The following is a 25,721-nucleotide window of genomic DNA, read 5'->3' as shown; positions in this document are numbered from 1 at the left end:
TGGCTTTCGCCAGGACGACCCGGGATTGAGATCGCGCTTATTGCATTGGCAGAGGACGCCAAGGGCGCGTTCCGAATACCGCCCGCCCCACCCAATCTTGACATTTTGACAAGCCCCCGGGGGTCTTCTCACCGCCCCGGTTTTGGGGCTAATAGGGCCCGAAAGCTGCCCCCTGTGGGCGCATTTTGCTGCTGTCGGGTCAAAAGCAGCCAAAAACAGCCATTTCCAACAAGAAAGCCCATCATGAAACGCGTCGACGCCCACGGATTGAAGATCGCCCCTGTCCTGTTTGATTTCATCGCCAAGGAAGCGACCCCGAAAACAGGGATTGCGCCGGATGCGTTCTGGGCCGGGCTTGCCGCCATCATCCAGGATCTGGGGCCGAAGAACCGCGCATTGCTGGCGGTGCGCGACACCCTGCAGGCCAAGATCGACGACTGGCACCGTGCCAACAAGGGCAAGGCGTTCGACCTCAATGCCTATACCGCCTTCCTGAAGGAGATCGGCTACCTCGTCCCGGAGCCGGCGACGCAGAAGGTCGAGACCGCCAATGTGGACGAGGAGATCGGCAAGATCTGCGGCCCGCAGCTCGTGGTCCCCCTTACCAATGCGCGCTATGCGCTCAACGCCGCGAACGCGCGCTGGGGCTCGCTCTATGATGCCTTCTACGGCACCGACGCAATCCCGCACGACGCTGCCGAGAGCGGCAAGGGCTACAACAAGGCGCGCGGCGACAAGGTGATCGCCAAGGCCAAGGCGTTCCTCGATACCGCCGTGCCGCTCGCCACCGGCAGCCACACCGACGTCACCGCCTACAGCGTCGTCGCGGGGCAGCTTGCAGTGAAGCTCAAGAGCGGCAACGCCACCGCACTGAAGAACGCGGCGCAGTTCGCCGGTTTCCAGGGCGATGCGGCTTCTCCGAGCGCGGTGTTGCTCGTCAACAACGGCCTGCATGTCGAGGTCAAGATCGACCGCAGCAGTGCGATCGGCAAGGACGATCCGGCCGGTGTCGCCGACATGATCATGGAGTCCGCGGTCTCCACCATCCTCGACATGGAGGACTCGGTCGCCGCAGTCGATGCCGAGGACAAGGTGCTGGTCTACCGCAACACGCTGGGCCTGATGAACGGCACGCTGTCCGCCGATTTCGAGAAGGGCGGCAAGACGCTGACGCGCTCGCTCAACGCTGACCGCAGCTACAAGACGCCCGACGGCAAGGGCGAGCTCAAGCTGCACGGCCGCAGCCTGCTGTTGATGCGCAATTGCGGTCACCACATGTTCACCGACGCGGTGCTGGACGAGAAGGGCGAGGAGATTCCGGAAGGCCTGCTGGATGCCGCCGTCTCCGGACTGCTCGCCATCCACGACCTCAAGGGCAATTCCAAGGTCAAGAACAGCCGCACCGGCTCGGCCTATATCGTCAAGCCGAAGATGCACGGCCCGGACGAGGTGTCGCTCACTTGCGAGATCTTCGACCGCGTCGAGAAGATGCTGGGCCTGCCGGAGAACACGCTCAAGGTCGGCATCATGGATGAGGAGCGGCGCACCACCGTCAACCTCAAGGCCTGCATCCAGCGCGCCTCCAAGCGCATCATGTTCATCAACACCGGCTTCCTCGACCGCACCGGCGACGAGATCCACACCTCGATGGAAGCGGGCCCGATGATCCGCAAGAACGAGATGAAGGCGCAGGCCTGGATCAAGGCCTACGAGGACTGGAACGTCGACATGGGCCTGACCTGTGGCCTGCCCGGCCATGCCCAGATCGGCAAGGGCATGTGGGCCGCGCCCGACAAGATGGCGGACATGCTGGCGCAGAAGCTTGGTCATCCGCAGGCCGGTGCCACCACCGCCTGGGTGCCCTCGCCGACCGCCGCGACGCTGCATGCGCTGCACTACCACCAGGTCAACGTGATCGCGCGGCAAGAGGAGCTCACCAAGGGCGGGCCGCGCGCAAAGCTCTCGGACATCCTCACCATTCCGGTGTCGAAGTCGAACTGGGCACCTGACGACGTCAAGCAGGAGATCGACAACAACTGCCAAGGCATCCTCGGCTATGTCGTGCGCTGGATCGATCAGGGCGTCGGCTGCTCCAAGGTCCCCGACATCCACGATGTCGGCCTGATGGAGGATCGCGCGACCTTGCGCATCTCCAGCCAGCACCTCGCCAACTGGCTGCACCAGGGCGTCATCACCGAGGCGCAGGTGATGGAATCGCTGAAGCGCATGGCGGTTGTCGTCGACAAGCAAAATGCGGGCGATCCGATCTACAGGCCCATGGCACCCGCCTTCGACGGCGTCGCTTTCAAGGCCGCATGCGACCTCATCTTTAGGGGGCGCGAGCAGCCAAACGGCTACACCGAATACATCCTCACCGCGCGCCGCCGCGAAGCCAAGACTCTGGGATAAAAGGGCTCTGGGATAAAAAGGCGCTCGGCTGAGCCAAGGCACAGAAACGTCAAAAGCCCCGGCCACGCCGGGGCTTTTTCGTTGGGCGAAACGCCGCGGCGCGCCGCGGAACAGGCTGCGCGGCGCTCGCGTTGTCGGGCCATCAACCCACGGGAGATGGTCATGGACTGGAATCGGATCGAAGGAAACTGGAAACAGTTCAAGGGCTCGGCCAAGGAAAAATGGGGCAAGCTCACTGACGACGACCTCAAATTGATCGAGGGGCGCCGCGAGCAGCTCGAGGGCCGGCTCCAGGAACGCTACGGCAAGGCCAAGGACCAGGTTCGTCAGGACGTCGACGACTGGCTGAAATCGCTGCACTGAAGCGCGCGAACGAAGCCCCGGCGAAGGCCGGGGCTTTTTGTTGCAGCCCCCCGGATGAGCGCAGCGACATCCGGGACCTCTTTGCGGCATCCCGGATATCGCTTCGCTTATCCGGGCTACGATACCTTCGCTAGAACACCGCGAGATATTTCAACAACGACACGATGCCGATGATGATGACGATCACGCGTGCGATCTGCTTGGCGCGACCGTCCATCGGCAGCATGTTGATGAGATAAAGTACGAGAATGACGACGAGAAAAGTGACGAGCACGCCCACCAACATCGCGAGACCCCCTTCAGGCAAATTGCGATTATTGTCCTAACGCCTGTCTCTCGCGCCGGTTCCATTCTGGCAACCCATTGCAACTACTAATATAATGCGATCGGCCGACCTGCCCGCGGGCGCCGAAATGACTTTCGGCCTCGATCAAGGACATCAGCCAGCAGGCCTCCCATGCGGCGCAGGCATCGCCGGCCGCGCCGCCAGTCAGGCGCGCGCGACCGAGGATACCGTGCGCAGCCGGCCGGTAATTTTACGGCAGGAACACTGCCTAAGTTTTTACTCTTTTCGGGCCAAATGCGCTTCACGCGCTCGCCACCGGCGGGCGCGTCTGCTGCGTGCATCCCTTGGTCTTTCGAACTTCGTGGGACTGCCGTTCAGGACCACGAACTCGAAATGCTCACCCCAAGGTATCCGATGCTCAATCGCTTGACCGTATCCACGCTGCTGAAGGCGGTGATCCTCTCCACCGCACTGATCGTCGTCATCGGCTTCTCGATCAGCGCCTGGAGCTCATGGGGCCGGCTTGCGCAGGCCAACCGGATCGTCGCGGTTTCTGCCGCCTCGACCGAAGTGTTCAAAGCGATGGCCAACATTCGGGCCGACCGCTCGACCAGCAACCGCCAGCTCACCTCCGATGTCGCGTTGGACAAGGACATCGAGAAGTACATCCGCGAGCTTCGTGGCGCCCTGATGCCGGCGCTGGCCCGCACGCTCGAGATCCTGCCCACGACCGACCTCGCGCAGCGCGAGGCGTTCCTCGCCGACTTGGGCACGCTGAACAAGACGCTGCTGGCGGCACAGGCCGAGTTCTGGACCGAGGTCGTCAAGCCCAAGGCGGAGCGCCGCGCAGGCCTCGCCAAGGAATATGTCGCGACGGAAGATGCGCTGATGACGCAGCTCGAAAAGCTGTCGGGCGCGCTCGCCGCCAGCGTCAATCACCAGGACGCGACCATCGATCAGCTCCTGACCATCAAGCAGATGGCTTGGCTGCTGCGTAACACCGCCGGCGAATCCTCGCAGATCGTCGGCAATGCCCTCAACGCCGGCAAGATCGCTCCCGAGGTGCAGCTCACCTACACCAAGCTGGTCGGCGGGACCGACACCGCCTGGACCGCGATCGAGCTGGCCGCCTCCGGCATGCCATTGCCGCCGGCGCTGGCGGCTGCGATGACCGAAACCAAGTCGACCTATTTCGATCCGCAATACGCCGCCACGCGCGACGGCGTCATCACGACGGTCGCCAAGGGCGAGAAGCCGTCGATGACCGCCAACCAGTGGAGCCCCTATTCGGTGCCCCGCATGATGACCGCGGTGAGGCTCGCCGACGCGGCCCTGCAGGCCGCCAAAGACCACTCCGCGTCGCAGCGGGCGACCGCGGTGCAGTCGCTGATCGTCAATACCGCCCTCCTCGTCGCCGCGATCGTCCTGACCGGCGCTGCCATGCTGGCGGTCAGCCGCCGCGTGATCACGCCGCTGCACCGGATCCGCGACGCCATGCTCGAAGTCGCCGGCGGCAATCTTGCCGTCGACAGCGGCTATCTCGAACGCCGTGACGAGATCGGCTCGCTCGCCGGGGCGCTGGAGACCTTCAAGCAGCAGGCCATCGACAAGCTCAAGATCGAAGAACAGGAGCGCGAGCGCAACGCCGGTGCCGCCGCGCGCCAGCGCGCGATGGAGGCCTATGTCGGCGAGTTCGAGGGCGTGGTGCGCAAGTCGCTAGGCGAGTTGAGCGAGGCTTCCGGCGAAATGCGCAAGACCTCGGGCGACCTGTCCGCGGTATCACGCCAGACCAATGAACGCGTCGAGATCGCAGGCAAGGCCTCGCACGAGGCCTCGAGCAGCGTCGAGAGCGTTGCGGCGGCCGCCGAGGAGCTCTCGGCCTCGATCAACGACATCAGCCAGCAGGCCGCCCATGCGGCAGGCATCGCCAGCCGGGCCGTCAATCAGGCGCGCGAAACCGACAGCACCGTGCAAGGGCTGGCGCAGTCGGCGGGACGCATCGGCGAGGTCGTCGGTCTGATCAACACCATCGCGGCACAGACCAATTTGCTGGCCCTGAATGCCACGATCGAGGCTGCACGCGCCGGTGAAGCCGGACGCGGGTTTGCGGTCGTCGCCTCCGAGGTGAAGTCGTTGGCGAGCCAGACCGCCAAGGCAACCGAGGAGATCTCCGGGCAGATCGCCGACATCCAGAAGGTCGCAGGCGACGCCATCAATGCGATCCAGGCGATCGGTGGCATCATCGGCGAGGTCAACGAAGTCGCCACCGCGATTGCCGCCGCCGTGCAGGAGCAGGGCGCGGCGACCCAGGAGATCACCCGCAGCACGCAATATGCGGCGCAGGGCACCAAGAACGTCTCGGACAACATCGCCGGCGTGAAGGCCGACGCCGATACCGCCGCCGGCGCCGCGGACAACGTCAAGCAGGCCTCCGAGACGCTGGAAACCCAGAGCCGGCAGCTCGGCCAAGAGGTCAGCGACTTCCTGGGCAAGATCCGCGCGGCGTAAGACCGGGAGTCAGGTTTCGGCGCGTGCCACAATCTCCCGTCTCATTCCCGCGAACTCAGGAGATCCATAACCCCAGGGAGTGGTTTGGCGCGAGTTGGTCAATCCGAATCTTCGCCAAATATCTCCCTGTGGCTATGGGTCCCGGATCAGCGCTCGCTCCGCTCTCTTGTCCGGGACGACAGTGAGAGTGAGGCGCAAGCATCGCACCACACAAGATGTCGCCTCGGCTTTCGCGGAGCCGGCGCCACCCCTACTCCTTCGCCACCACGGGCACCTGGCGGAATTTGGCGCGCACCGACTCCGGCAACGGCGAAAAGTTCATCGCGACGCCGCGGCGATCGCTGGCGTTGCGGCTGGCGACCACGAGCCCGTCGGCGCCGGCGACGATGTCACCCTTCCGTAAGGTAGGATCGTCCTCGACCTTGACCTGCGCCAGCCCGACCGGGTCCTTGCCGTTGCAGGTGCAGCCCGCGACGATCTCGTTGCGATAGCGGAACGCATTCGGCAGGTCGGAATAGGACTTTCCATTCTCTGTCGTGGAATCATCGATATTGCTGCCATAGACCAGCGACGTCTCGGACGCCGGACAGAAGCTCTTGCAAGATTGCGCCTTGCTCTCGGCATCATTGCCTTGCGCCGGGAAGTAGCGGCCATCGCAGCTGCGCACGCAATAGGCCGCGCCGCCACCATAGGCGGCTCGCTGCCGCGGCGCGTCGTAACGCGGCATGTCATCGTTGGGGAAAGGCATCCGGATCTCCGGCGGCGACCGCATCCGGAAGCCGCCGAACAGGGCCGAGAAGAAGTCTTCCGCACGCGCCGACGGCGTCGGCGCTAGACCGAGGACGGCAACGGCGAGCATTGCCGCTACGCCAACGGCCAGTTTGCGGATCGCGCGTTTACTCATGTGACCTCACTGAACTCCTAGTTCACCGACGACGCCGAAATATTCAGCGCCTGCCGCCCCGAGGGCATTGCCGTCACGGCCGGGCGCTTGCGCACGGCGTCGCCGCCCTTGGCCATCAACGGCGCGTTCTTCGGCAGCACCAGGACCTTGGTACCGACATTGACGCGGCCGAACAGGTCGATGACGTCCTCGTTGGTCATGCGGATGCAGCCGGAGGAGACGAATTTTCCGATCGTGGAGGGATCGTTGGTGCCGTGTATCCGGTATTCGCTGGAGCCGAGATACATCGCACGCGCGCCGAGCGGGTTGCCGGGACCGCCGGCGACGAAGCGCGGCAAATAGGGCTGACGCGCGATCATCTCGGCCGGCGGATGCCAATCCGGCCACTCCGCCTTGCGGCTGACGCTCTGCACGCCGGACCAGGTAAAACCTTCGCGGCCGACGCCGACGCCATAGCGGATCGCACGGCCGTTGCCGAGCACGTAGTAGAGATAGGTGTTGTTGGTATCGATCACGATGGTGCCGGCCGGCTCGCTGCGGTCGAAGCCGACGATTTGCTTGCGCAGGCGATCGGGCAGCTGGGCATCCTCGTCGGCCGCCTGCGGCGCCTCGTTCACGTAGCCCTGCGAGTAACCTTGGTCCGGCGAGTACGACTGCGGCTGCATCGACGTATAACCGAAGGTCTGCGCACTCGCGCCGCCGAACGGCACCCCAAGCAGAACGGTTGCGAAGGCGAATGCGGTGACGGCGCGCGGCGAAAAGCTGCGACGGACTGCAGAGAACTTTGTCATGTGCTGCCCCGTGAGATGTGTGCATCAGGGTGATGCGCTTTCCCATGAACTCCGCGGGGGCGACCCAGGTTCCGGCGCAGCGCGCGGCATCCTTGTCACAGTCAAGCGAGCGCCTCTTCACGAAGCCGCGATGGAACCGCGGCGGGTCTGGCGCATTATCCGTCACCAATGGGCGCGCGGTGCGAAGCTTCCGTGCGGGAGAGAGATTGTGCGCGTCCTTCCGAGTGAAAGTTTGATTCCCGGCAACAGCGCAGGCGACCCGCTTCCCGACAGCCGTGTCGAGCTGCCGCCGGTGATCCGCCGCACCGAGTTCGTTGCCTTCGCGCTCGCAGGCCTGCTGCTGATTGCCGTCGTTACCGTGCTCTACGTCGGAAGGGCATTCTTCCTGCCTGTAGTGATGGCCTTTGTCGTCGGCACCATGCTGTCGCCCGCGGCGGGCTTCCTGGAGCGGTACAAGGTCCCGCGCGCGGTCGGTGCCGTTCTGATCGTGGTTGCCGGGACCGCCGTGGTCGCCTTCGTTGTGGCGCTGATCGCCTCGCCGGTGATGGAATGGAGCACGCGCCTGCCGGAACTCGGCGCGCAACTGAAGGACAAGTTGCACGTGTTCGACCGGCCGCTTTCGCTGTGGCGAGAGACGCAAGCCATGCTCGGCGGCTCCGAAGGGTTGCCGAGCTTCCAGATGCCAAAAATGGAGTGGGTGCAGCCGACGCTGGAATTCCTGTCACCGACCTTCACCGAATTCCTGCTGTTCTTCGTCACCCTGATCCTGTTCATCGCCAGCTGGCGCGACCTGCGGCGCGCCATGATCATGAACTTCGGCGATCGTGACGCGCGGCTTCGCACGCTCCGGATTCTCAATGAGATCGAGGAGCATCTCGGCAATTATCTCCTGACCGTCACCCTCATCAACGTCGGCGTCGGCGTCGCCACCGGTCTCATCTGCGCGCTCACCCGCATGCCAAATCCGGCCGGGCTCGGCGCCCTCGCAGCAACGCTCAACTTCATCCCGATCATCGGGCCGGTCGCAATGTTCGCGGTACTGGTCGTGGTAGGATTGGTTGCCTTTCCGACCATCAGCGGCGGCCTGATGGCGGCACTCGCCTTCGGCGGTCTTACCTTTCTGGAAGGGCATTTCATCACCCCGACCATCATCGGCAGGCGGCTGGCGCTGAACGCACTTGCAGTCCTGCTTGCGCTGGCATTCTGGACCTGGATGTGGGGCCCGATGGGCGCGTTTTTGTCGTCTCCGCTCCTGATCGTCGCGCTGATCCTCAAGGAGCATCTGTTGCCGACGGATGCACCGCAGCTTCCGCAGGACTGACCGGTTTCCGCGAACGGAACTTCCCCGGTGACGAAACGTTTTCCGGCTATCACGCCGTCAACAGCTCGGAGCTCCCGATGTCCACGACCAGTGCCGAAGCCGGGATGAGAGACTGGACCGATAAAGCCACCAGAGAACGCCTCGAGAAGGATGTAGCAGCCGTGAAAAGCGATATCGCCGCCCTCACCGACCAAATCACCGACGCGCTCAACACCTTTGCCAATTCCACCAGCAAGCAGGCCCGCCGCGGCTACCGCCAGGCGCGCGAGAACATGGACACCGCGATGGACGACATGTCGGAGCGCGGCAGCGCAATGATGGATGCGGCCCAGGAGGCCTACGGATCGATCGAGGAGACGCTCGAAGACGCGATCACGCAGCGGCCGCTCGCGACCGTCGCCCTCGCGCTCGGGATCGGCTTCCTGATCGGCGCCGCCTGGCGCCGATAGGACGCGCGAGGGGACACTACAGCGGCGGTGCTACCGCGCCGCCGATGCCGGCTTGTGGACAGATAGGCTTGTGGGGATTTGAGGAGCAAGGCCATGTTTCAGCGCATCATCGACGGGATCAGTGCATCCACGGGCACGACTGTGCGGCTGACCTCCCTGGCCGCAGGCGCGGCGTTCGCTTTGTTCATCACCACGTGCTTCCTGTGCGCGGCGGCATTCATCTCCGTGCTCAACAAGTATGGTCCAGTGCAGGCCTGCCTCGCGGGCGCCGGCGTTTTCTTTCTCCTGACGCTGGCCGCAGCCGTGAGCTACTGGGCCTACAAGCGAGAGCTGCGTAAGCAAGCCCAGATCGCGGCCGAGCGCGCCGCGAAATCCGCGGCGCAGAGCATGCTCGCGGACCCCATGCTGCTCGCCACCGGGCTCCAGATCGTTCGTGCCATCGGGGTCAAGCGGCTATTGCCGATCCTGGCAATCGGCGGCGTCGCCCTCGGCATCCTGGCGAGCCGCGCCGGTATGCCCGACGAGGTATCGGCCGAGCCGGCCGAGTGACGGCCCGAGCGGGTTAGAAAATTTCGTCATAAGAGCTGCGAGCATCTCCCCGAATTCGACACGGGCGACGGAGCGCAATTTTGCGCCGGCCGGACAAGATCGGCCACCACTCACGCAAACGCTACTCGGATGCGCAGGCGGTTGCCGCTAAAAGCATCACCCTGATTCTCAAAGCTATTTTACTCAATGAAACCCTCCGTCCAGGCAAACCTTGCCGCCTTCCATCATGACGCCAGGCTCTATTTGACGCTCGGCATCGCCAATTGGTCGGTTTTCGTCGACCACATCCCGAACAACATCGTCAACCTGCTGACGCTGCGCAACTTCGGCTTCAGCGGCGCCGCCGACCTGTTCGTGTTCGTGGTCGGTTATGGTGTCGCGGTCATCCACGGCCGGATCGCGCTGGAGCGCGGCTATCTCGTCGCCGCAACGCGCATCTTCCGTCGCGTCTGGCGGCTCTATGCCGCCTATGTCGTGCTGTTCGTGATTTACATCGACACCATCGCCTACGTCGCCTCGCAGTCGATGGCGCCGGAAATCATCCACGAATACAACATCTCGGGGATCCTCGAGCATCCGCTGCGCATCCTGGTCCGCGGCCTCGTGCTCCAGGAGGAGCCGCTGAACCTCGATCTCCTGCAATTGATGATCCCGCTGATGGCCTTCTTTCCATTCGCGCTGTGGGGCCTGTTGCGGCGGCCCAACGTGACGCTGGCGGCATCGGTCGCGCTGTATCTTGCCGCGCGCTGGTTCGACTGGAATTTTCGGGTCTATCCGGACCAGGAATGGACCTTCAATCCGCTGTGCTGGCAGATGCTGATGGTGCTCGGAGGCTGGTTCGCCGTCACAGGCGCGCCGGGGCGCGCGCTACGCGACATGCCCTGGCTACGGGTACTCGCCGGGACCTATCTCGTATTCGCGATGGCGGTCACCCTGCTGCGCCATTCGCCGCAATTGTCCAGCTACTTGCCGCACCTTCTGCTCGACAGTATCGCCCCGACCGACAAGGAAAACCTCGCGCCCTATCGCGTGGTTCACTTCCTCGCACTCGCCTTCCTCGCGACTCATCTCATTCCGGCCGATCACCCCGGCCTGCGTCTGAAGCCGCTCCAGGCGGTCATCAGATGCGGCGAGGAATGGCTGGCCGTGTTCTGCGTCGGAGTGTTCCTGTCTTTCGCCGGCCATCTTATCCTGATCACCAGCGCCAATCTGGTCGCGATGCAGATCGTGGTGAGCCTCGCCGGATTCGCCGCGATGACCGCGGTGGCCTACTATGTCGCCTGGTCGAGATGGCAGGATCTACCCAAGGCCTGGCGGCAGCAGGCCTAGCGCGACCGATTTCCCTAGGCCGGCCGCCGCGGCTGCGCTATCCCGGAACGGAGTGGGTTGCGCGAGGAGACCTGGCGTGGTGACGGCGAATGGCGGGGATGACGGGGCCGACGGCGCCCCGCGGCGCGGTCGTCCGCGATCGATCGAGACCAGCAACGCCATTCTCGAAAGCGCCTATGTGCTGATGGCTTCCACCGGCCTTGCCGCCACCACCATCGACGCGGTCGCCCGCCACTCCAGCGTCTCCAAGATGACGATCTACAAGTGGTGGCCGTCCCGCGAGGCGCTCTTGATCGACGCCTTTCTTCGACATGCAGCGCAGATGCTGCCGCTGCCTCCGGAGAGCTCCGGCAGCCCGGCGGCGCGCGCGCGCCGTCATGCCGCGGCCTATGCCGAGGCGCTCCAGGGCGAGTTCGGCAAGGTGCAACTCGCCGTCATCTCTGAATGCATTTCCAAGACCGGCTCCGCCGAGCTGTTCTACGCCCGCTATCTACAATTCCGTCGCGACGCGCTGGTGGAGATGATTGCGGCGGGCCAGAACGACGGCAGCATCCTGGCCGAAGGGCCGGCCGAGGATCTCTACGACGCGATCTACGGCGGCCTGTTCTACCGCTACGTCTTCGGCATCGCGCCGATCACGCCCGCCTACGCCCGCAATCTGGTCGACCTGGTGTTGCGGCCCAAGGCCTAGCCGGCACCATCTATCGCGCAGGCCGCACCGGAGCCGAGATCTTATCGGTGCGATCGCGTTCGGTCATGTCGACCACGGTCTCCATCGGAGCGGTCAGCTCATAGACGTAGGAGGCGTCGGTGAAATAGCGCTTGGCGGTGCCGCCGAGCGCCTCGGGGGCGACGCGGTCGAGCAGGATCAGGCCGAAATCGGAATCGGGGCGCCGCGTCGCCTCGCTGGTGTTGAACTCCTCCCAGCGGAAATGGAAGACCTCGTCGGGCCCCTCGCCCGTCACCGTCCAGTTAGCCGTGATGTGCGGATGTTTGCCGACCAGCGACAAGCCCTCGTCGGAATGCGAGGCAAGCTCGAAGAACAGCAGCGAGAGGCTCTGCGCAGCGCGCGCGCTGACCGCGATATCAGGACCGGTGACGGCGATGCGATCGGCATGCGGGATGGCACGCGCCTCGAACAGGCCCTTCAGCTTGACGCCCTGCCACTGGCTCTCGCTGAGCAGCGAGACCACGTTGGACATCGCGTGGATGCGTCCGATCAGGAGCTCGCGGGCGACGTCGATGTCCGCGCCATGGCGCAAGGTGCGCGTCACGATCGACTGGATCACCGCAAGGATGTTCTTGACCCGGTGGTTGAGCTCGTCGATCACCGCGGTCAGCCGGCGCTCGAAGCCGATTCTGACCTGGATTTCCCGACTGAGCCGCAGATTGTTGTAGGCGACATAGCCAAACAGACCGCACACCATCGCCGTGATCGCAAAGCCGATCGCCGCCACGATGATCGCAGTCTGCTCGGCACGGCGCACCGAGTTGGTCTTCGCGTAATAGCCGAGTTGCCAATCACGGCCACCGAAGCTCACCGTGCGCGTCGCCGACGGCGCCGGCCCGTCCGCCGCCACGCCGCGCGTCGAGACCACGCCCTGGTCGTTGGCGATCAGCTCGCCGCCTTCCTTGCGCGGATCCCTGAGCGCGACCGAGAACAACGACATGTCGTCATTGGTCAGCATCATCGAGGCGAGTTCGTAGGAGAACGTGACGAATCCGGCCGGCTCGGTTGCCCCCTCGGGAATGACGGGCGCAGCCACGATGACGCCGACCGGCCCGTTTCCGCGCAACAGCGGAACCGGATCGGAGGCCACCGATCTCTTCTCGATCCGGGCGCGCGTCAGCATGGCGCTGCGAACCGGGTCCTGGTCGTAACTGCGGCCCGGCAGAGCCTTGGTCTCGTCGCTGCGCGGCTCGAGATCCAGCAGCACGTCGATCGGCTGAGTGACCTCGACCGGATTGATCGGCTTGTCGTCATAGCTGCGGATCTTCGGATTCGGGAAGCCCGCGCCGCCGATGGCAGCCTGCGCCGCGATAAGCTCGTTCGGCTTCAGCCGGGCAACCCAGCCGGCTACCACGAAATCCGTCTTGAAGGCGTAGATGGCCGAGCGCAGCGGCTCCAGCATGTTCGGCTTGATCACGGACGGCGTGCGGAACAGGCCTGAGGCGACGCGCGCGAGCAGTTCGCGCTCGGTGAGCCTGTCCTGGACCAGACTGGCATGAACGTCGATCGCACGCGCGAGCGCGATCCGGTCCAGTGCCAGCTCCTGGTCGTGGACGCGATAGGCTGCAAGCCCGGAGAGCAAGGCTCCGAGCAGAGCGATGAAACCGATGATGAAACCCAGCCGGACCACGCGACTACTCAGGCCAAAGCAGAAGGTCGGCAATAAACAAGGAGCATATGAACGCCGCTCGAACGGCCATGTGCCGAAACAGGGTGACCCCCGGTGGCAGAGATAATGGAGGAGGAGACATCGGTACGCAACGTAGGTCGCCTGAAAAGCTTAATCCGCCCGGCCGATGGTCTGGCCAGGATGGATGGCCCGGGCGCCGGAGGTAATCAATCGCCGTGTCCGAAATTTGTTCCGCCCCTGCGCCTCGACCCCAAGGTTAACGGCGAAAAACCCGTGCGCCAAGTCGTCGCGGCGTCAGCCGGCCCGTTTCAAGCCGCCTTTGGCCTCAATGAAGCCGACGATGCGGTCAAGCCCCTCGCTCTTCTTCAGGTTGGTCATGACGAAAGGACGCTCGCCACGCATGCGCCTGGCATCCGTGTCCATCTTCTCAAGGGAGGCACCGACATGGGGGGCGAGGTCGATCTTGTTAATGACCAGAAGATCGGACCGGGTGATGCCGGGACCGCCCTTGGACGGGATCTTGTCGCCGGCGGCGACGTCGATCACGTAGATGGTGAGGTCGGCCAGCTCCGGGGAAAAAGTGGCAGCGAGATTATCGCCGCCGGACTCGATCAGCACGAGATCGAGCCCGGGAAATTTGGCGCGCATGTCCGCGACCGCAGCGAGATTCATCGAGGCATCTTCGCGGATCGCGGTGTGCGGGCAGCCGCCGGTCTCGACGCCGGCAATGCGGTCCGGCGTCAGCGAGCCCGAACGCACCAGGAACTCCGCATCCCATTTGGTGTAGATGTCGTTGGTGATCGCGGCGATGTCATAGCGTTCTCGCATGGCCTTGCAGAGCAGGTCCATCAGCTGGGTCTTGCCCGATCCGACCGGACCGCCGATGCCGACACGCAAGGGGCCGTGAGATATAGACATGTCGTTCGCTTTCTCCCGATGGGTTAAAGGCGCGGCGCTTCTTACGACCGGAACAGCCGCGTATATTGTGTCTCGTGCCGCAGGCTGGCGAGATCGGCGCGGAAGGTCGCGCTGCCGAGATCGTCCAATGTCGCGTTCAGCGCACGATTGGCGGTGGTGGCCACGGCGGCTTCCAGCCTCACCAGCACGCGCTGGCTGTCGGTCTGGCCGAGTGGAATGAGGCGGCTGGCCGCAGAAATCCAGTTCGAGACCAGCGCATGCAGGAACGCGTGCAACGTCGGCGCCAGCGGAATGCCGTGCTGAGCTGCAACAACGCCGACGGCGACAGGATAGATCAGTGGCGTGCGGCATGCCGCAATCATGGCATCCAGCCTGTCGGCATCCCACGCGGCACGGGTGATGTCGATGAAGGCACGGCCTTGCGAGTTCGTCTCCAACTGCCGCTCACGCGAGGGCACGAAAGCCGCGGCAAGCTCGGCGACATCGTTCAAAGTGGCCTTGTCGCCCGCCTCCGCGGCGCGATAGGCGTGGACCAGAAACGTCGCATCGCAAAAGCCGGAGCCGTCACCGAGCATCGCGTCGAGCCAGTCCGCCAGCGTTGCAATATCGACGATGTCACCCGCCTCGACCGCCCATTCGATGCCGCTGGAATAGGAAAAACCGCCCACCGGGAATGCCGGCGACAGCCAGGTCATCAGCCGATACAGCGCCGCCGCCTCGCCCTCGTCGAGGCCACCGGCGCTGTTCGGTTCATTTGTGGTCATGAGCATGCTTGTGGCCGTGGTGATGGTCGGGATGGTCGCAATGCTCGTCGTGGTGATGGTGATGATCGTGACCATGGTCATGTACGGCATGACCGTGGTGGTGGTGATCGTCGCCGTGGTGATCATGGTGATCGCGGCCATGATCGTGGTCGTGATGCGCATGGTCATCGTGTCCATGCGCGTGACCGGCATCTGCATAAGCGCCGCCTTCGGGATCGAACGGCGCGTCGATCTCGATCACACGCGCGCCGAGGCCCTTCACCATGGCCTCGATGACGTGATCACGGCGAATGCGCAAGGCCTTCGCCATGATCTGGGTCGGCAGATGGCGGTTACCGAGATGCCAGCCGACACGAACGAGGTGATGCGGATCACGGCCGCGGATTTCCAGCAGCGGCTCGGGCGCCGCGACCACCTCGACCAGCCGGCCGTCCTCCAGCACCAGCGCATCGCCGCCGCGGAGCGCCGTGGCATGCTCGAGGTCGAGCAGGAATTCGAGCCCCCGCGTGCCCGTCATCGCCATGCGGCGGCGGTGCCGGTCGTCGAAATCGAGCACGACCGTGTCCGCTGGCGCTTCCGTGAAGCGGTACTGTCCCTTAACCTGCGTCGCCCGGATCATGCTTTTACCCCGTTACCGTGTCTCGACCTTCTCGGGCGTGATCACTTCGATCTTCGGCGGCGCCGTGAAGCACTTCACCGCGACGCGCCCGAACGTCTTCATATGCTCCATGCCACGATGCGGCACCAGCGCCTCGGCGTTCTCCCACTGCTCGACGAACACCATCTTGGCAGGATCGGTGACGCTCTCGTGCAGATCGTAGGCGATATTGCCGGGCTCTTTCCGCGTCTCCTTGATGCAGGCGATGGCGGCTGCAATGAATTCGGCGCGCGTTTCGGGCTTGATGGTCAAGGTGGCAACGACGTAGATCACGAGAAATCCTCCCGGCTTTTGTTCTAGGGTTCAATACCGGGCGGGACATTAGACCAGGCGGGATCGAACGCAACGGAAAAGCCATCCCCGGACGACCGCCGGGGACATGCGTTGAGGCGCTGTTTCAGTACATGAAATAACGCTGTGCCATGGGCAACACCTCGGCGGGTGCACAGGTGAGCAATTCGCCATCGGCGCGCACTTCATAGGTCTCCGGGTCCACCTCGATGTTGGGCGTGGCGTCGTTGTGGATCATGCTCTTCTTCGAGATCTTGCCGCGGGTGTTCTGGACGGCATAGAGCTTCTTCTCGATACCGAGCTTTCGCGCGAGACCACCCGTAACGGCCACCTTTGAGGTGAACACCACGGACGATGCCGTGCGCGCCTTGCCGAAGGCGCCGAACATCGGTTGGTAGTGCACCGGCTGCGGCGTCGGGATCGAAGCGTTGGGATCGCCCATGGGAGCTGCGACGATGCTGCCGCCCTTGACGATGCAGTCCGGCTTGACGCCGAAGAAAGCCGGCGACCACAGCACGAGATCGGCGAGCTTGCCCTTCTCCACCGAGCCGATCAGCTTCGACACGCCGTGGGCGATGGCGGGATTGATGGTGTATTTGGCAATGTAGCGCTTGACGCGGAAGTTGTCGTTGTCCTTGCCCTTGTCCTGCGGGAGCGAGCCGCGCTGCTTCTTCATCTTGTCGGCGGTCTGCCAGGTCCGAATGATGACCTCGCCGAGGCGGCCCATCGCCTGGGAGTCCGAGGACATCATCGAGAGCGCGCCGAGATCGTGCAGGATATCCTCGGCTGCGATGGTTTCTTTCCGGATGCGGCTTTCAGCAAATGCCAGGTCTTCGGCGATCGAGGGATCGAGATGGTGGCACACCATCAGCATGTCCAGATGCTCGTCGATGGTGTTGCGGGTGAAGGGGCGCGTCGGATTGGTCGAGGACGGCAGCACGTTCTTCAGGCCGGCGACCTTGATGATGTCAGGGGCGTGACCGCCGCCGGCGCCCTCGGTGTGGAAGGCATGAATGGTGCGGCCCTTGAAGGCCTTGATAGTGTCCTCGACGAAGCCGGATTCGTTCAGCGTGTCGGTGTGGATCATCACCTGGATGTCGTGGGCGTCGGCGACCGACAGGCAATTGTCGATCGCCGCCGGCGTGGTGCCCCAGTCCTCGTGCAGCTTCAGCGCACAGGCGCCAGCCTTGATCATCTCGACCAGGGCTGCGGGCCGCGAGGCGTTGCCCTTGCCGGAAATGCCGAGATTGACCGGGAAGGCGTCGAACGACTGGATCATCCGCGCAATGTGCCAGGGGCCCGGCGTGCAGGTGGTGGCGAAGGTGCCGTGCGACGGGCCGGTGCCGCCGCCCAGCATCGAGGTGACGCCAGACATCAGCGCGTGCTCGATCTGCTGCGGACAGATGAAATGGATGTGGCTGTCGAAGCCGCCGGCCGTGAGGATCTTTCCTTCGCCCGCGATCACGTCGGTGCCGGGGCCGATGATGATCGTCACGCCCGGCTGGATGTCGGGATTGCCGGCCTTGCCGATGCCGGCAATCATCCCGTCCTTGATGGCGACGTCGGCCTTCACGATGCCCCAATGATCGACGATCAGCGCGTTGGTGATGACGGTGTCAGCGGCGCCCTGCTTGTTCGTCACCTGCGACTGCCCCATGCCGTCGCGGATCACCTTGCCGCCACCGAACTTCACCTCCTCGCCATATATGGTGAAATCCTTCTCGACCTCGATGATGAGATCGGTATCGGCCAGCCGCACCCTGTCGCCGGTGGTCGGGCCGAACATGTCGGCATAGACGGAACGTTTGATCTTGACGGACATCACGAGCCCCGTTTGCGTTTGAATGTTGGGATGGTCACAGCAAGGCCCTTGCTGCTTTCACGGCATCATCGAACTTCTCGTCGAGCCACGCATTGCCGCCGCGGCACCCCGCAACCACTTGCGAGGCCCACGCGACGTAATCGGCGAGATCGGCGCGCTCCGCGGCACTCGGATCGGTTTGAATGCGCGCCCCCGTATTGCTGATCTTGTCGGCGATCTTGATCAGCTTGGCGCCGGGGGATTTCTTCGGCGCGTCGCGCACCTGAAGCCGCCGCCGCTCGGCTTTCGGCAGGCTCATGTCATCGGTGCACTCCGCGACGAGCGCGGCGACCCGCTCGGAAAATCGCTGCGCGAGCTCCTCGCGCGTGGTGTCGGTGTCTTCGATGGAATCATGCAGCCAGCCGGCAGCAACCAGCTCGGCATCGGCACCATCGGTCGCGGTCGCAAGCAGGTTCGCGACCTCGGCGAGATGATTGATATAGGGCTCGTTGCCGCGCCCCTTGCGCGCCATACCGTTGTGGCGCTGCGCGGCGAGCTCGGCAGCTTCGGAGATGAGGCGGATCGGTGTCAGCATGGCAAAGACCTCCGTTTTCGCCTCAACCGTGCCGCACCAGGCTCGTTCCTTCGGAGATCACAGCTTCCCCATCACGTCGCCGCGGAAGCCATAAATGGTCTTCTTGCCCGCCATCGCAACGAGCTGGACGTCGCGGGTCTGGCCGGGCTCGAAGCGGACGGCGGTGCCGGCGGCGATGTCGAGGCGCATGCCTCGGGCTTTCTTGCGGTCGAACTTCAGAGCCGGATTGGTCTCGAAGAAATGGTAGTGCGAGCCGACCTGGATCGGTCGGTCGCCGGTGTTGGCGACCGTCAACGTCACGGTCTTGCGGCCGGCATTGAGCTCGATCTCGCCGTCCTGGATGAAGAGTTCGCCGGGGATCATGTGCTACCTCGTCTTGCTCCGCTGCGTCATGGCCGGGCTTGTCCCGGCCATCCACGCGGTGCCACTTGGTTCGAAGATCGTGGATGCCCGGGACAAGCCCGGGCATGACGGTGTTGCTACAGTGTCGCGCCTCACCTGATCGGCTCGTGCACGGTGACGAGCTTGGTGCCATCAGGGAAAGTCGCCTCGACCTGGATGTCGTGGATCATCTCCGGAATGCCCGGCATCACCTGGTCGCGGGTCAGCACCTGCGCGCCGGACTGCATCAGCTCGGCGACGGTGCGGCCGTCGCGCGCGCCTTCGAGGATGAAATCGGAGATGATGGCAATCGCTTCGGGATGATTGAGCTTGACGCCGCGGTCCAGCCTGCGGCGCGCCACGATCGCCGCCATCGAGATCAGAAGCTTGTCCTTTTCGCGGGGAGACAGGTTCATGCAGAATCTCTTCCGTTCAACTCGTCAATTCAGCCAGTCAATTCAGCCAGAGCCGCGGCAGGGCAGCGCCGGTGCGCGCCAGCACAGCCATCATATCGGCGCGCAAACGCGCCGCATCTTGGGCACAGAACCGCGCCATTGCAAAGCCATTCCACGCCGAGATTCCGACCTCGCCGACGAACGAGTCCGAGACCTCGCGGATGCGCTCGACCAGCGCCTCATCGCCGGGCACGATCAGGGCCGTACCGATCGCGGCGCCGCCTTTGGCAACTGCCGATCGCACGAGCTTTGCGCCGATATTGCCGTCGAGCCGGACCGTCTCGGCGAATACCAGCCTGCCACCACGCCTCAGCCGCCAGCGGTCGACGAACTCGCCCTGCTCCATCCGCTCGCCCATGGCGGTGCGGCCGAACACGACGATCTCGCAGAGCAGGAGCGAGGCGGCTTCGTCGAGCGCGATGTCGAAACGGCGCTGCACCCGGGCCCGGTCGAACAGGATGGTCTCCTGCGGCAGCCAGGACAAATGCGCCCCCGCACCGACCTGCAAAGCGATGTTGAGCTGCGCCGCCGGGCCCGGTGCGCGATAGACCTTTTCGGCGGCCGCAGTGGTCAAGGTCAGGCGCGAGCCTCGGCCCGCCGTGACATCGATATCGAAACTGTCGCCGCCGGCGACCCCGCCGGCCGTGTTGACGAACACACCGGACAGGCCCTGATCTTCCGGCGAGGGGAAGCGGACACGGAGCGAGCCGGATTCATGCAAGGCGCCGCGCCGCGTTACGCCCTCGCGGGCGTGTACGTCGAAGCGCACGGCGCCGCGGGCGCGATTGGCCTCGAACACAGAAGATGTCGCCAAAGCGTCGCTGCGCATCCGTCTCCCCAGCCGGTCGCGGCAGGATGGTTTACAGCGCCATCTGGCGGCTGATCTCGCTCGCGTCGAGGTTGGCGCGGTCGCAGGTGTATTTCACCGCGCCGCGATCCATCACCGCGAAACTGTCGCCGAGTTCGCAGGCAAAGTCGAGATATTGTTCGACTAGCACGATGGCGATGTTGCCGAGGTTGCGCAAGTACGAGATGGCGCGGCCGATGTCCTTGATGATCGAGGGCTGGATGCCTTCGGTCGGCTCGTCGAGCAGCAGCAGCTTCGGCCGCATCACCAGCGCGCGGCCGATCGCGAGCTGCTGCTGCTGGCCGCCGGAGAGATCGCCGCCACGCCGGCCCAGCATGGATTGCAGCACCGGAAACAGCGAGAACACGTCGTCCGGAATGTGCTTGTCCTCGCGCTTGAGCGGGCCGAAGCCGGTCTTGAGGTTCTCCTCGACCGTCAGCAGCGGGAAGATCTCGCGGCCCTGCGGCACGAAGCCGATCCCCTTGCGGGCGCGCTCATAGGGCCTCAAACCGGTGATGTCGGTGCCGTCGAGCACGATTGAACCCGACGAGATCGGATATTGCCCGACCATCGCGCGCAGCAGTGAGGTCTTGCCGACGCCGTTACGCCCGAGCACGCAGGTCACCTTGCCCGGCTCGGCCGAAATCGAGACGCCGCGCAGCGCCTGCGCGGCGCCGTAGAACAGGTTGATGTCCTTGACCTCAAGCATCGCTCAGCGTCCCAGATACACTTCGATGACCCGCTCGTTGGACGAAACCTGGTCGATGGTTCCTTCCGCCAGCACCGTGCCCTCGTGCAGGCAGGTGACCTTGACGCCGAGTTCGCGCACGAAGGTCATGTCGTGCTCGACGACCATCACGGTATGGGTCTTGTTGATCTCTTTCAGCAGCTCGGCGGTCAGATGGGTCTCGACGTCGGTCATCCCCGCGACGGGCTCGTCGACGAGAAGCAGCTTCGGATCCTGCGCGAGCAGCATGCCGATCTCCAGCCACTGCTTCTGGCCGTGGCTGAGGCTGCCGGCAAGGCGGTTACGGGCGTCGGTGAGGCGGATCGTCTCAAGAACCTTGTCGATGCGCTCGGACTCGGCCTTGCTGCCGCGCCAGAACAGCGTGCCCTTGACGCTGTGGTCGACATTGAGCGCGAGCAGCAGGTTGTCCTGCACGGTCTGGCTCTCGAACACAGTCGGCTTCTGGAATTTGCGGCCGATGCCGAGCTCGGCGATGCGGGTCTCGTCGAGGCGCGTCAAATCGGTGACGCCGTCGAACAGCACGGTGCCCTCGTCAGGCTTGGTCTTGCCGGTGATGATGTCCATCATCGTGGTCTTGCCGGCGCCATTCGGGCCGATGATGGCGCGCATCTCACCGGGCGCGAGCGTCAGCGACAAATTGTTGATGGCGTGGAAGCCGTCGAACGAGACGTGCACGCCGTCGAGATAGAGCATTGCGGAGGTTGCGCGGTTGTCCATGACGTTCATTGCGCTACTCCGCCATCTTGGGTTCGGTGACGCCGTCTTCGGCCGCGGCGCTCGCCAGGGTCGCGGCGGTGCGCTTCTCCTCCGAGGAGTCCCACCAGGCGTTGAAAGTACCGACGATGCCTTTCGGCAGCAGCAGCGTCACCAGGATGAACAGCGCGCCCAGCATGAACAGCCAGTAAGGCGCGAGCATGCCGGAGGTGAAGAACGTCTTGGCGTAGTTGACGACGACGGCACCGAGCGCCGCGCCGACCAGCGTGCCGCGGCCGCCGACCGCGACCCAGATCACCGCCTCGATCGAATTGCCCGGCGCGAACTCGGATGGATTGATGATGCCGACCTGGGGGACGTAGAGCGCGCCGGCGACGCCGGCCATGCAGGCCGACACCGTGAACACGAACAGCTTGTAGGATTCGACGCGGTAGCCAAGGAAGCGCGTGCGCGATTCCGCGTCACGCACCGCGATCAGCACCTTGCCGAGCTTCGAGGAGACGATGGCGCGGCAGATCAGGAAGCCGGCGATCAGCGCCAGGCAGCTCAGCGCGAACAGCGCCGCGCGGGTGCCCTCCGCTTGCACGTTGAAGCCGAGGATGTCCTTGAAATCGGTCAGGCCGTTATTGCCGCCGAAGCCGAAATCATTGCGGAAGAAGGCGAGCAGCAGCGCATAGGTCATCGCCTGCGTGATGATCGAGAGGTACACGCCGGTGACGCGGGAGCGGAACGCGAGCCAGCCGAAGCAGAAGGCGAGCAGCCCCGGCACGACCAGCACCATCAGCGCGGCGAACCAGAACATGTCGAAGCCGTACCAGTACCAGGGCAGCTTCGAATAGTTCAGGAACACCATGAAGTCCGGCAGGATCGGGTTGCCGTAGACGCCGCGGGTGCCGATCTGCCGCATCAGGTACATGCCCATGGCATAGCCGCCGAGCGCGAAGAAGGCGCCGTGGCCGAGCGAGAGAATGCCGCAATAGCCCCAGATCAGGTCGATCGCGAGCGCCAGGATGGCGTAGCAGACATATTTGCCCCAGAGCGCGACGAGGTAGGTCGGCACCTGCAGGAACGAGCCCGCGGGCAGCAGCAGGTTGGAGAGCGGGATCAGGATGCCGCAGGCTGCGACGACGGCAATGAAGATCGTCGCGCCGCGGTCGAGCGATCGCGTCAGCATGTGAGGGGTCATGCTTCCACCGCACGGCCCTTGAGCGCGAACAGACCGCGCGGGCGCTTTTGGATGAACAGGATGATCAGAACCAGGATGGCGATCTTGCCGAGCACGGCGCCGGCGACCGGCTCCAGGAATTTGTTGGCGATGCCGAGCGTGAAGGCGCCGACCAGCGTGCCCCAGAGATTGCCGACCCCACCGAACACCACGACCATGAAACTGTCGATGATGTAGCTCTGGCCAAGATTGGGGCTGACATTGTCGATCTGCGACAGCGCCACGCCGGCAATGCCCGCGATACCCGAGCCGAGCCCGAAGGTGAGCGCGTCGACGCGCGAGGTGGCGATGCCCATCGAGGCTGCCATGCGGCGGTTCTGCGTCACCGCGCGCATCTCGAGGCCGAGCGCGGTGTAACGCAGCATCGCGAGCAGGATCGCGAACACGGCAAGCGTGAAGAGAAGGATCCAGAGCCGGTTATAGGTGATGGTGATCTGGCCGAACTCGAACGCCCCGCTCATCCAGGAGGGATTGCCGACCTCGCGGTTGGTCGGGCCGAACATGGTGCGCACGGCCTGCTGCAGCACCAGCGACAGGCCCCAGGTCGCAAGCAGCGTCTCCAGCGGACGGCCATAGAGGAAGCGGATGATGCTGCGCTCGATCAAGACGCCGATCGCGCCGGCGACGACAAAGGCGAGCGGCGCGGCAATCAACAGCGAATAGTCGAACAGGCCGGGATAGCGGGTGCGGATCACCTCCTGCACCACGAAGGTGGTGTAGGCCCCGAGCATCACCATCTCGCCATGCGCCATGTTGATCACGCCCATCACGCCGAAAGTGATGGCGAGCCCGATTGCGGCGAGCAGCAACACCGAGCCGAGCGAGAGGCCGTACCAGGCATTCTGCACCATGGACCAGACCGCGAGCGAATTCTGGATCGAGCCGATGGCGCTCGCGGCGGCCTTGGTCACCGAGGCCGGCTGGTCGCCCATGCCGGTGAGAAGCGCCAGCGCTTCCTGGTCGCCGCGCGCCTTGAGCGTGGCGACCGCCTCGAGCTTCTCCACCTCCGTGGCGTCCGACTTGAACAACAGGATCGCGGCGCGGGCGTCGCCGAGCGCAGCCTTGACGGATTTGTTGTTTTCCTTGGCGAGCGCGGCGTCGACGGCCTCGAGCGCAGTCTCCTCATGCGACTTGAAGACGGATTGCGCGGCCTGCAGGCGCGTTCCGACATCCGGCGACTGCAGCGTCAGGCCGCCGAGCGCGGCATCGACGCTGCGGCGCAGGCGGTTGTTGAGGCGGACCGCGCTCGCACTGTCGGGAACGCTGGCGACCGCCTCGCCGGTCGCGGCGTCGATCGACTTGCCGTCGGTGCCGGTAACGTAAACCTTCTTGCTGTCCGGATCGGCCATCAACCGGCCGTCCTGGAGTGCGCTGATGATGGGAAAAGCCAGCTTGTTGCCGCTGCTCGCGATTACGCCGATCGCCTCTTCCGTGTCGGAAAAATCGTCATTGGCGAATTTGGCGACCCCGTCCTCGAACGGACCGGCGAGGGCCGGCAGCGCGAACACGATCAGCAACAATGAGAGCGCAAGCGCGCAGAGGCGCGCGGACAAATGGACTGGCACTGTGAAAGACCCCGGCAGAATGGATGGAGAAGGCGGCGGGATCGCCGCCCTCTCCGATCGTGCAATGGAGCGTCAGATCCGGATCAGGAACCGGAACCGAGGCACTTGTTGGTCTTGGTGTTGAAGTTGCCGCACTTCTTGCCGACCCAGTCGCCGATCAGGTCCTTGGAGCCCTCGAGCTCCTTCGACCAGGCATCGCCCGCGACGAGGCCGGGGGTCTTCCAAACCACGTCGAACTGGCCATTGCCCTTGATCTCGCCGATGAACACCGGCTTGGTGATGTGGTGGTTCGGCAGCATCTTCGACACGCCGCCGGTCAGGTTCGGTGCCTCGATGCCGGGAAGCGCGTCGATCACCTTGTCCGGATCGGTCGACTTCACCTTCTCGACCGCCTTCACCCACATGTTGAAGCCGATCACGTGCGCTTCCATCGGATCGTTGGTCACGCGCTTCGGGTTCTTGGTGTAGGCCTGCCACTCCTTGATGAACTTCTCGTTCGACCCGTCCTTGGTCTTGATCGACTCGAAGTAGTTCCAGGCGGCGAGATGGCCGACCAGCGGCTTGGTGTCGATGCCGGCGAGTTCTTCCTCACCGACCGAGAACGCCACCACCGGGATGTCCTTCGCCTTGATGCCCTGGTTGCCGAGCTCCTTGTAGAAGGGAACGTTGGCGTCGCCGTTGATGGTCGAGACCACCGCGGTCTTCTTGCCGGCCGAGCCGAACTTCTTGATGTCGGCCACGATCGTCTGCCAGTCGGAGTGACCGAACGGGGTGTAGTTGATCATGATGTCTTCCTGGGCGACACCCTTGGACTTCAGATAGGCTTCCAGGATCTTGTTGGTGGTGCGCGGATAGACGTAGTCGGTGCCCGCGAGCACCCAGCGCTTCACCTTCTCTTCCTTCATCAAATAGTCGACGGCGGGGATCGCCTGCTGGTTCGGCGCCGCACCCGTGTAGAACACGTTGCGCTCGCTCTCCTCACCCTCGTATTGGACGGGGTAGAACAGGATGTTGTTCAGCTCCTTGAACACCGGGAGCACCGACTTGCGCGACACCGAGGTCCAGCAGCCGAACACCACCGCGACCTTGTCCTTGGTGATCAGCTCGCGCGCCTTCTCGGCGAACAGCGGCCAGTTCGAGGCGGGGTCGACGACGACGGCTTCGAGCTTCTTGCCGAGAACGCCGCCCTTCTTGTTCTGCTCGTCGATCAGGAAGAGGATGGTGTCCTTCAGCGTGGTTTCGCTGATGGCCATAGTGCCGGAAAGAGAGTGCAGCACGCCGACCTTGATGGTGTCGTCCGCTGCCTTCGCGCCAGTCAATGAAGCCAAACCGAGCATCAGTCCGGCGGTCGCGGCGAGCACGCCGCGGCGGCTAAATGACGCCGCTATATCGTGAGTACGTTTGCTAAGCATGAGTGTCTCATCTCCCTGACGCAGACGTGAAAACGCTGCGAAACGGCCCCACGGCCGCCTGCGATTAACGGATTCGCA

The 25,721-nt window shown here is 64.3% G+C and carries 26 protein-coding genes; 8 read left to right on the top strand and 18 right to left on the bottom strand.

What is annotated here, in order from left to right:
* Window positions 1-243 precede the first annotated feature (243 nt).
* Window positions 244-2,409 carry a malate synthase G gene (locus XH84_RS09100; protein WP_128922147.1) on the top strand — a complete coding sequence of 722 codons (2,166 nt, stop codon included), beginning with the start codon at window positions 244-246 and terminating at the stop codon, window positions 2,407-2,409.
* 162 nt (window positions 2,410-2,571) lie between these two features.
* A complete protein-coding gene (locus XH84_RS09095; protein WP_027553924.1) occupies window positions 2,572-2,772 on the top strand; it encodes a CsbD family protein in 201 nt (66 codons plus the stop codon).
* 130 nt (window positions 2,773-2,902) lie between these two features.
* Here the strand turns inward: XH84_RS09095 and XH84_RS09090 are convergent, their stop codons facing one another.
* The gene (locus XH84_RS09090) at window positions 2,903-3,058 is read right to left on the bottom strand and encodes a Thivi_2564 family membrane protein (protein WP_008546817.1); all 156 of its coding nucleotides are present in this window, start codon (window positions 3,056-3,058) and stop codon (window positions 2,903-2,905) included.
* Between the two features lie 414 nt (window positions 3,059-3,472).
* Here XH84_RS09090 and XH84_RS09085 point away from each other — a divergent pair, with 414 nt between their 5' ends.
* Window positions 3,473-5,566 (top strand): methyl-accepting chemotaxis protein, encoded by a 2,094-nt coding sequence (locus XH84_RS09085; protein WP_128922337.1) that lies wholly within the window; start codon window positions 3,473-3,475, stop codon window positions 5,564-5,566.
* Between the two features lie 250 nt (window positions 5,567-5,816).
* Here XH84_RS09085 and XH84_RS09080 read toward each other — a convergent pair whose 3' ends face one another.
* Window positions 5,817-6,470 (bottom strand): DUF2865 domain-containing protein, encoded by a 654-nt coding sequence (locus XH84_RS09080; protein WP_128922148.1) that lies wholly within the window; start codon window positions 6,468-6,470, stop codon window positions 5,817-5,819.
* A 17-nt stretch (window positions 6,471-6,487) separates the two neighbouring features.
* A complete protein-coding gene (locus tag XH84_RS09075) occupies window positions 6,488-7,261 on the bottom strand; it encodes a L,D-transpeptidase (protein WP_128922149.1) in 774 nt (257 codons plus the stop codon).
* Window positions 7,262-7,469: 208 nt separating this feature from the next.
* Between XH84_RS09075 and XH84_RS09070 the strand changes: the two genes are divergently transcribed.
* The 5 genes from XH84_RS09070 to XH84_RS09050 all read left to right on the top strand — a co-directional run bounded on the left by XH84_RS09070 (window position 7,470) and on the right by XH84_RS09050 (window position 11,600).
* Window positions 7,470-8,582 carry an AI-2E family transporter gene (locus XH84_RS09070; protein ID WP_164936599.1) on the top strand — a complete coding sequence of 371 codons (1,113 nt, stop codon included), beginning with the start codon at window positions 7,470-7,472 and terminating at the stop codon, window positions 8,580-8,582.
* A gap of 77 nt (window positions 8,583-8,659) precedes the next feature.
* Window positions 8,660-9,031, top strand: coding sequence for an ElaB/YgaM/YqjD family protein (locus XH84_RS09065; protein ID WP_164936600.1), 372 nt, complete (start codon window positions 8,660-8,662; stop codon window positions 9,029-9,031).
* A gap of 93 nt (window positions 9,032-9,124) precedes the next feature.
* A complete protein-coding gene (locus XH84_RS09060; protein ID WP_128922151.1) occupies window positions 9,125-9,580 on the top strand; it encodes a hypothetical protein in 456 nt (151 codons plus the stop codon).
* Window positions 9,581-9,766: 186 nt separating this feature from the next.
* On the top strand, window positions 9,767-10,909 hold the full coding sequence (locus tag XH84_RS09055; protein ID WP_128922152.1) for an OpgC domain-containing protein: 1,143 nt from the start codon (window positions 9,767-9,769) through the stop codon (window positions 10,907-10,909).
* 76 nt (window positions 10,910-10,985) lie between these two features.
* Window positions 10,986-11,600 carry a TetR/AcrR family transcriptional regulator gene (locus XH84_RS09050; RefSeq protein WP_164936601.1) on the top strand — a complete coding sequence of 205 codons (615 nt, stop codon included), beginning with the start codon at window positions 10,986-10,988 and terminating at the stop codon, window positions 11,598-11,600.
* Between the two features lie 10 nt (window positions 11,601-11,610).
* Here the strand turns inward: XH84_RS09050 and XH84_RS09045 are convergent, their stop codons facing one another.
* The 15 genes from XH84_RS09045 to urtA form a co-directional block, all read right to left on the bottom strand.
* Window positions 11,611-13,269 carry a CHASE domain-containing protein gene (locus XH84_RS09045; RefSeq protein ID WP_128922154.1) on the bottom strand — a complete coding sequence of 553 codons (1,659 nt, stop codon included), beginning with the start codon at window positions 13,267-13,269 and terminating at the stop codon, window positions 11,611-11,613.
* A 294-nt stretch (window positions 13,270-13,563) separates the two neighbouring features.
* Complete coding sequence (ureG, locus tag XH84_RS09040) at window positions 13,564-14,187, bottom strand: urease accessory protein UreG (RefSeq protein ID WP_128922155.1); 624 nt, start codon at window positions 14,185-14,187, stop codon at window positions 13,564-13,566.
* 41 nt (window positions 14,188-14,228) lie between these two features.
* A complete protein-coding gene (locus XH84_RS09035; RefSeq protein WP_128922156.1) occupies window positions 14,229-14,957 on the bottom strand; it encodes an urease accessory protein UreF in 729 nt (242 codons plus the stop codon).
* Complete coding sequence (locus XH84_RS09030) at window positions 14,938-15,570, bottom strand: urease accessory protein UreE (protein ID WP_128922157.1); 633 nt, start codon at window positions 15,568-15,570, stop codon at window positions 14,938-14,940. The genes XH84_RS09035 and XH84_RS09030 overlap by 20 nt, the downstream gene beginning before the upstream one ends.
* 12 nt (window positions 15,571-15,582) lie before the next feature.
* The gene (locus XH84_RS09025; RefSeq protein WP_128922158.1) at window positions 15,583-15,882 is read right to left on the bottom strand and encodes a putative quinol monooxygenase; all 300 of its coding nucleotides are present in this window, start codon (window positions 15,880-15,882) and stop codon (window positions 15,583-15,585) included.
* Window positions 15,883-16,006: 124 nt separating this feature from the next.
* Window positions 16,007-17,722: an urease subunit alpha gene (gene ureC, locus XH84_RS09020; RefSeq protein WP_128922159.1), complete on the bottom strand. Its 1,716-nt coding sequence runs from the start codon at window positions 17,720-17,722 to the stop codon at window positions 16,007-16,009.
* Between the two features lie 34 nt (window positions 17,723-17,756).
* Window positions 17,757-18,296, bottom strand: coding sequence for an HD domain-containing protein (locus XH84_RS09015; protein WP_128922160.1), 540 nt, complete (start codon window positions 18,294-18,296; stop codon window positions 17,757-17,759).
* 57 nt (window positions 18,297-18,353) lie between these two features.
* Entirely contained in the window at window positions 18,354-18,659 is a 306-nt protein-coding gene (locus XH84_RS09010) for an urease subunit beta (protein WP_026202067.1), read from the bottom strand.
* Window positions 18,660-18,790: 131 nt separating this feature from the next.
* Complete coding sequence (locus XH84_RS09005; RefSeq protein ID WP_007605424.1) at window positions 18,791-19,093, bottom strand: urease subunit gamma; 303 nt, start codon at window positions 19,091-19,093, stop codon at window positions 18,791-18,793.
* A 37-nt stretch (window positions 19,094-19,130) separates the two neighbouring features.
* On the bottom strand, window positions 19,131-19,961 hold the full coding sequence (locus XH84_RS09000; RefSeq protein ID WP_128922161.1) for an urease accessory protein UreD: 831 nt from the start codon (window positions 19,959-19,961) through the stop codon (window positions 19,131-19,133).
* Between the two features lie 31 nt (window positions 19,962-19,992).
* Entirely contained in the window at window positions 19,993-20,688 is a 696-nt protein-coding gene (gene urtE / locus XH84_RS08995; protein ID WP_128922162.1) for an urea ABC transporter ATP-binding subunit UrtE, read from the bottom strand.
* A 3-nt stretch (window positions 20,689-20,691) separates the two neighbouring features.
* Window positions 20,692-21,453: an urea ABC transporter ATP-binding protein UrtD gene (urtD, locus tag XH84_RS08990; RefSeq protein ID WP_128922163.1), complete on the bottom strand. Its 762-nt coding sequence runs from the start codon at window positions 21,451-21,453 to the stop codon at window positions 20,692-20,694.
* A gap of 4 nt (window positions 21,454-21,457) precedes the next feature.
* Entirely contained in the window at window positions 21,458-22,627 is a 1,170-nt protein-coding gene (gene urtC, locus XH84_RS08985; RefSeq protein ID WP_128922164.1) for an urea ABC transporter permease subunit UrtC, read from the bottom strand.
* Window positions 22,624-24,231 (bottom strand): urea ABC transporter permease subunit UrtB, encoded by a 1,608-nt coding sequence (urtB, locus tag XH84_RS08980; RefSeq protein ID WP_128922165.1) that lies wholly within the window; start codon window positions 24,229-24,231, stop codon window positions 22,624-22,626. Before urtB ends, urtC begins: the two co-directional genes overlap by 4 nt.
* Window positions 24,232-24,314: 83 nt before the next feature.
* A complete protein-coding gene (gene urtA / locus XH84_RS08975; protein ID WP_128922166.1) occupies window positions 24,315-25,643 on the bottom strand; it encodes an urea ABC transporter substrate-binding protein in 1,329 nt (442 codons plus the stop codon).
* Between the last annotated feature and the right edge of the window lie 78 nt (window positions 25,644-25,721).

Source organism: Bradyrhizobium nanningense (genome assembly GCF_004114535.1).
Taxonomy (GTDB): domain Bacteria; phylum Pseudomonadota; class Alphaproteobacteria; order Rhizobiales; family Xanthobacteraceae; genus Bradyrhizobium; species Bradyrhizobium nanningense.
This window is presented reverse-complemented; position numbering and strand designations above follow the sequence as displayed.

What these genes read in the sequence shown, in the direction of transcription:
- XH84_RS09100 (WP_128922147.1), top strand. Translation starts at nt 244, where the DNA reads ATGAAACGCGTCGACGCCCACGGATTGAAGATCGCCCCTGTCCTGTTT.
- XH84_RS09095 (WP_027553924.1), top strand. Translation starts at nt 2,572, where the DNA reads ATGGACTGGAATCGGATCGAAGGAAACTGGAAACAGTTCAAGGGCTCG.
- XH84_RS09090 (WP_008546817.1), bottom strand. Translation starts at nt 3,058, where the DNA reads ATGTTGGTGGGCGTGCTCGTCACTTTTCTCGTCGTCATTCTCGTACTT.
- XH84_RS09085 (WP_128922337.1), top strand. Translation starts at nt 3,473, where the DNA reads ATGCTCAATCGCTTGACCGTATCCACGCTGCTGAAGGCGGTGATCCTC.
- XH84_RS09080 (WP_128922148.1), bottom strand. Translation starts at nt 6,470, where the DNA reads ATGAGTAAACGCGCGATCCGCAAACTGGCCGTTGGCGTAGCGGCAATG.
- XH84_RS09075 (WP_128922149.1), bottom strand. Translation starts at nt 7,261, where the DNA reads ATGACAAAGTTCTCTGCAGTCCGTCGCAGCTTTTCGCCGCGCGCCGTC.
- XH84_RS09065 (WP_164936600.1), top strand. Translation starts at nt 8,660, where the DNA reads ATGTCCACGACCAGTGCCGAAGCCGGGATGAGAGACTGGACCGATAAA.
- XH84_RS09060 (WP_128922151.1), top strand. Translation starts at nt 9,125, where the DNA reads ATGTTTCAGCGCATCATCGACGGGATCAGTGCATCCACGGGCACGACT.
- XH84_RS09055 (WP_128922152.1), top strand. Translation starts at nt 9,767, where the DNA reads ATGAAACCCTCCGTCCAGGCAAACCTTGCCGCCTTCCATCATGACGCC.
- ureG (WP_128922155.1), bottom strand. Translation starts at nt 14,187, where the DNA reads ATGTCTATATCTCACGGCCCCTTGCGTGTCGGCATCGGCGGTCCGGTC.
- XH84_RS09035 (WP_128922156.1), bottom strand. Translation starts at nt 14,957, where the DNA reads ATGCTCATGACCACAAATGAACCGAACAGCGCCGGTGGCCTCGACGAG.
- XH84_RS09030 (WP_128922157.1), bottom strand. Translation starts at nt 15,570, where the DNA reads ATGATCCGGGCGACGCAGGTTAAGGGACAGTACCGCTTCACGGAAGCG.
- ureC (WP_128922159.1), bottom strand. Translation starts at nt 17,722, where the DNA reads ATGTCCGTCAAGATCAAACGTTCCGTCTATGCCGACATGTTCGGCCCG.
- XH84_RS09015 (WP_128922160.1), bottom strand. Translation starts at nt 18,296, where the DNA reads ATGCTGACACCGATCCGCCTCATCTCCGAAGCTGCCGAGCTCGCCGCG.
- XH84_RS09010 (WP_026202067.1), bottom strand. Translation starts at nt 18,659, where the DNA reads ATGATCCCCGGCGAACTCTTCATCCAGGACGGCGAGATCGAGCTCAAT.
- XH84_RS09005 (WP_007605424.1), bottom strand. Translation starts at nt 19,093, where the DNA reads ATGAACCTGTCTCCCCGCGAAAAGGACAAGCTTCTGATCTCGATGGCG.
- XH84_RS09000 (WP_128922161.1), bottom strand. Translation starts at nt 19,961, where the DNA reads ATGCGCAGCGACGCTTTGGCGACATCTTCTGTGTTCGAGGCCAATCGC.
- urtE (WP_128922162.1), bottom strand. Translation starts at nt 20,688, where the DNA reads ATGCTTGAGGTCAAGGACATCAACCTGTTCTACGGCGCCGCGCAGGCG.
- urtD (WP_128922163.1), bottom strand. Translation starts at nt 21,453, where the DNA reads ATGAACGTCATGGACAACCGCGCAACCTCCGCAATGCTCTATCTCGAC.
- urtC (WP_128922164.1), bottom strand. Translation starts at nt 22,627, where the DNA reads ATGACCCCTCACATGCTGACGCGATCGCTCGACCGCGGCGCGACGATC.
- urtA (WP_128922166.1), bottom strand. Translation starts at nt 25,643, where the DNA reads ATGCTTAGCAAACGTACTCACGATATAGCGGCGTCATTTAGCCGCCGC.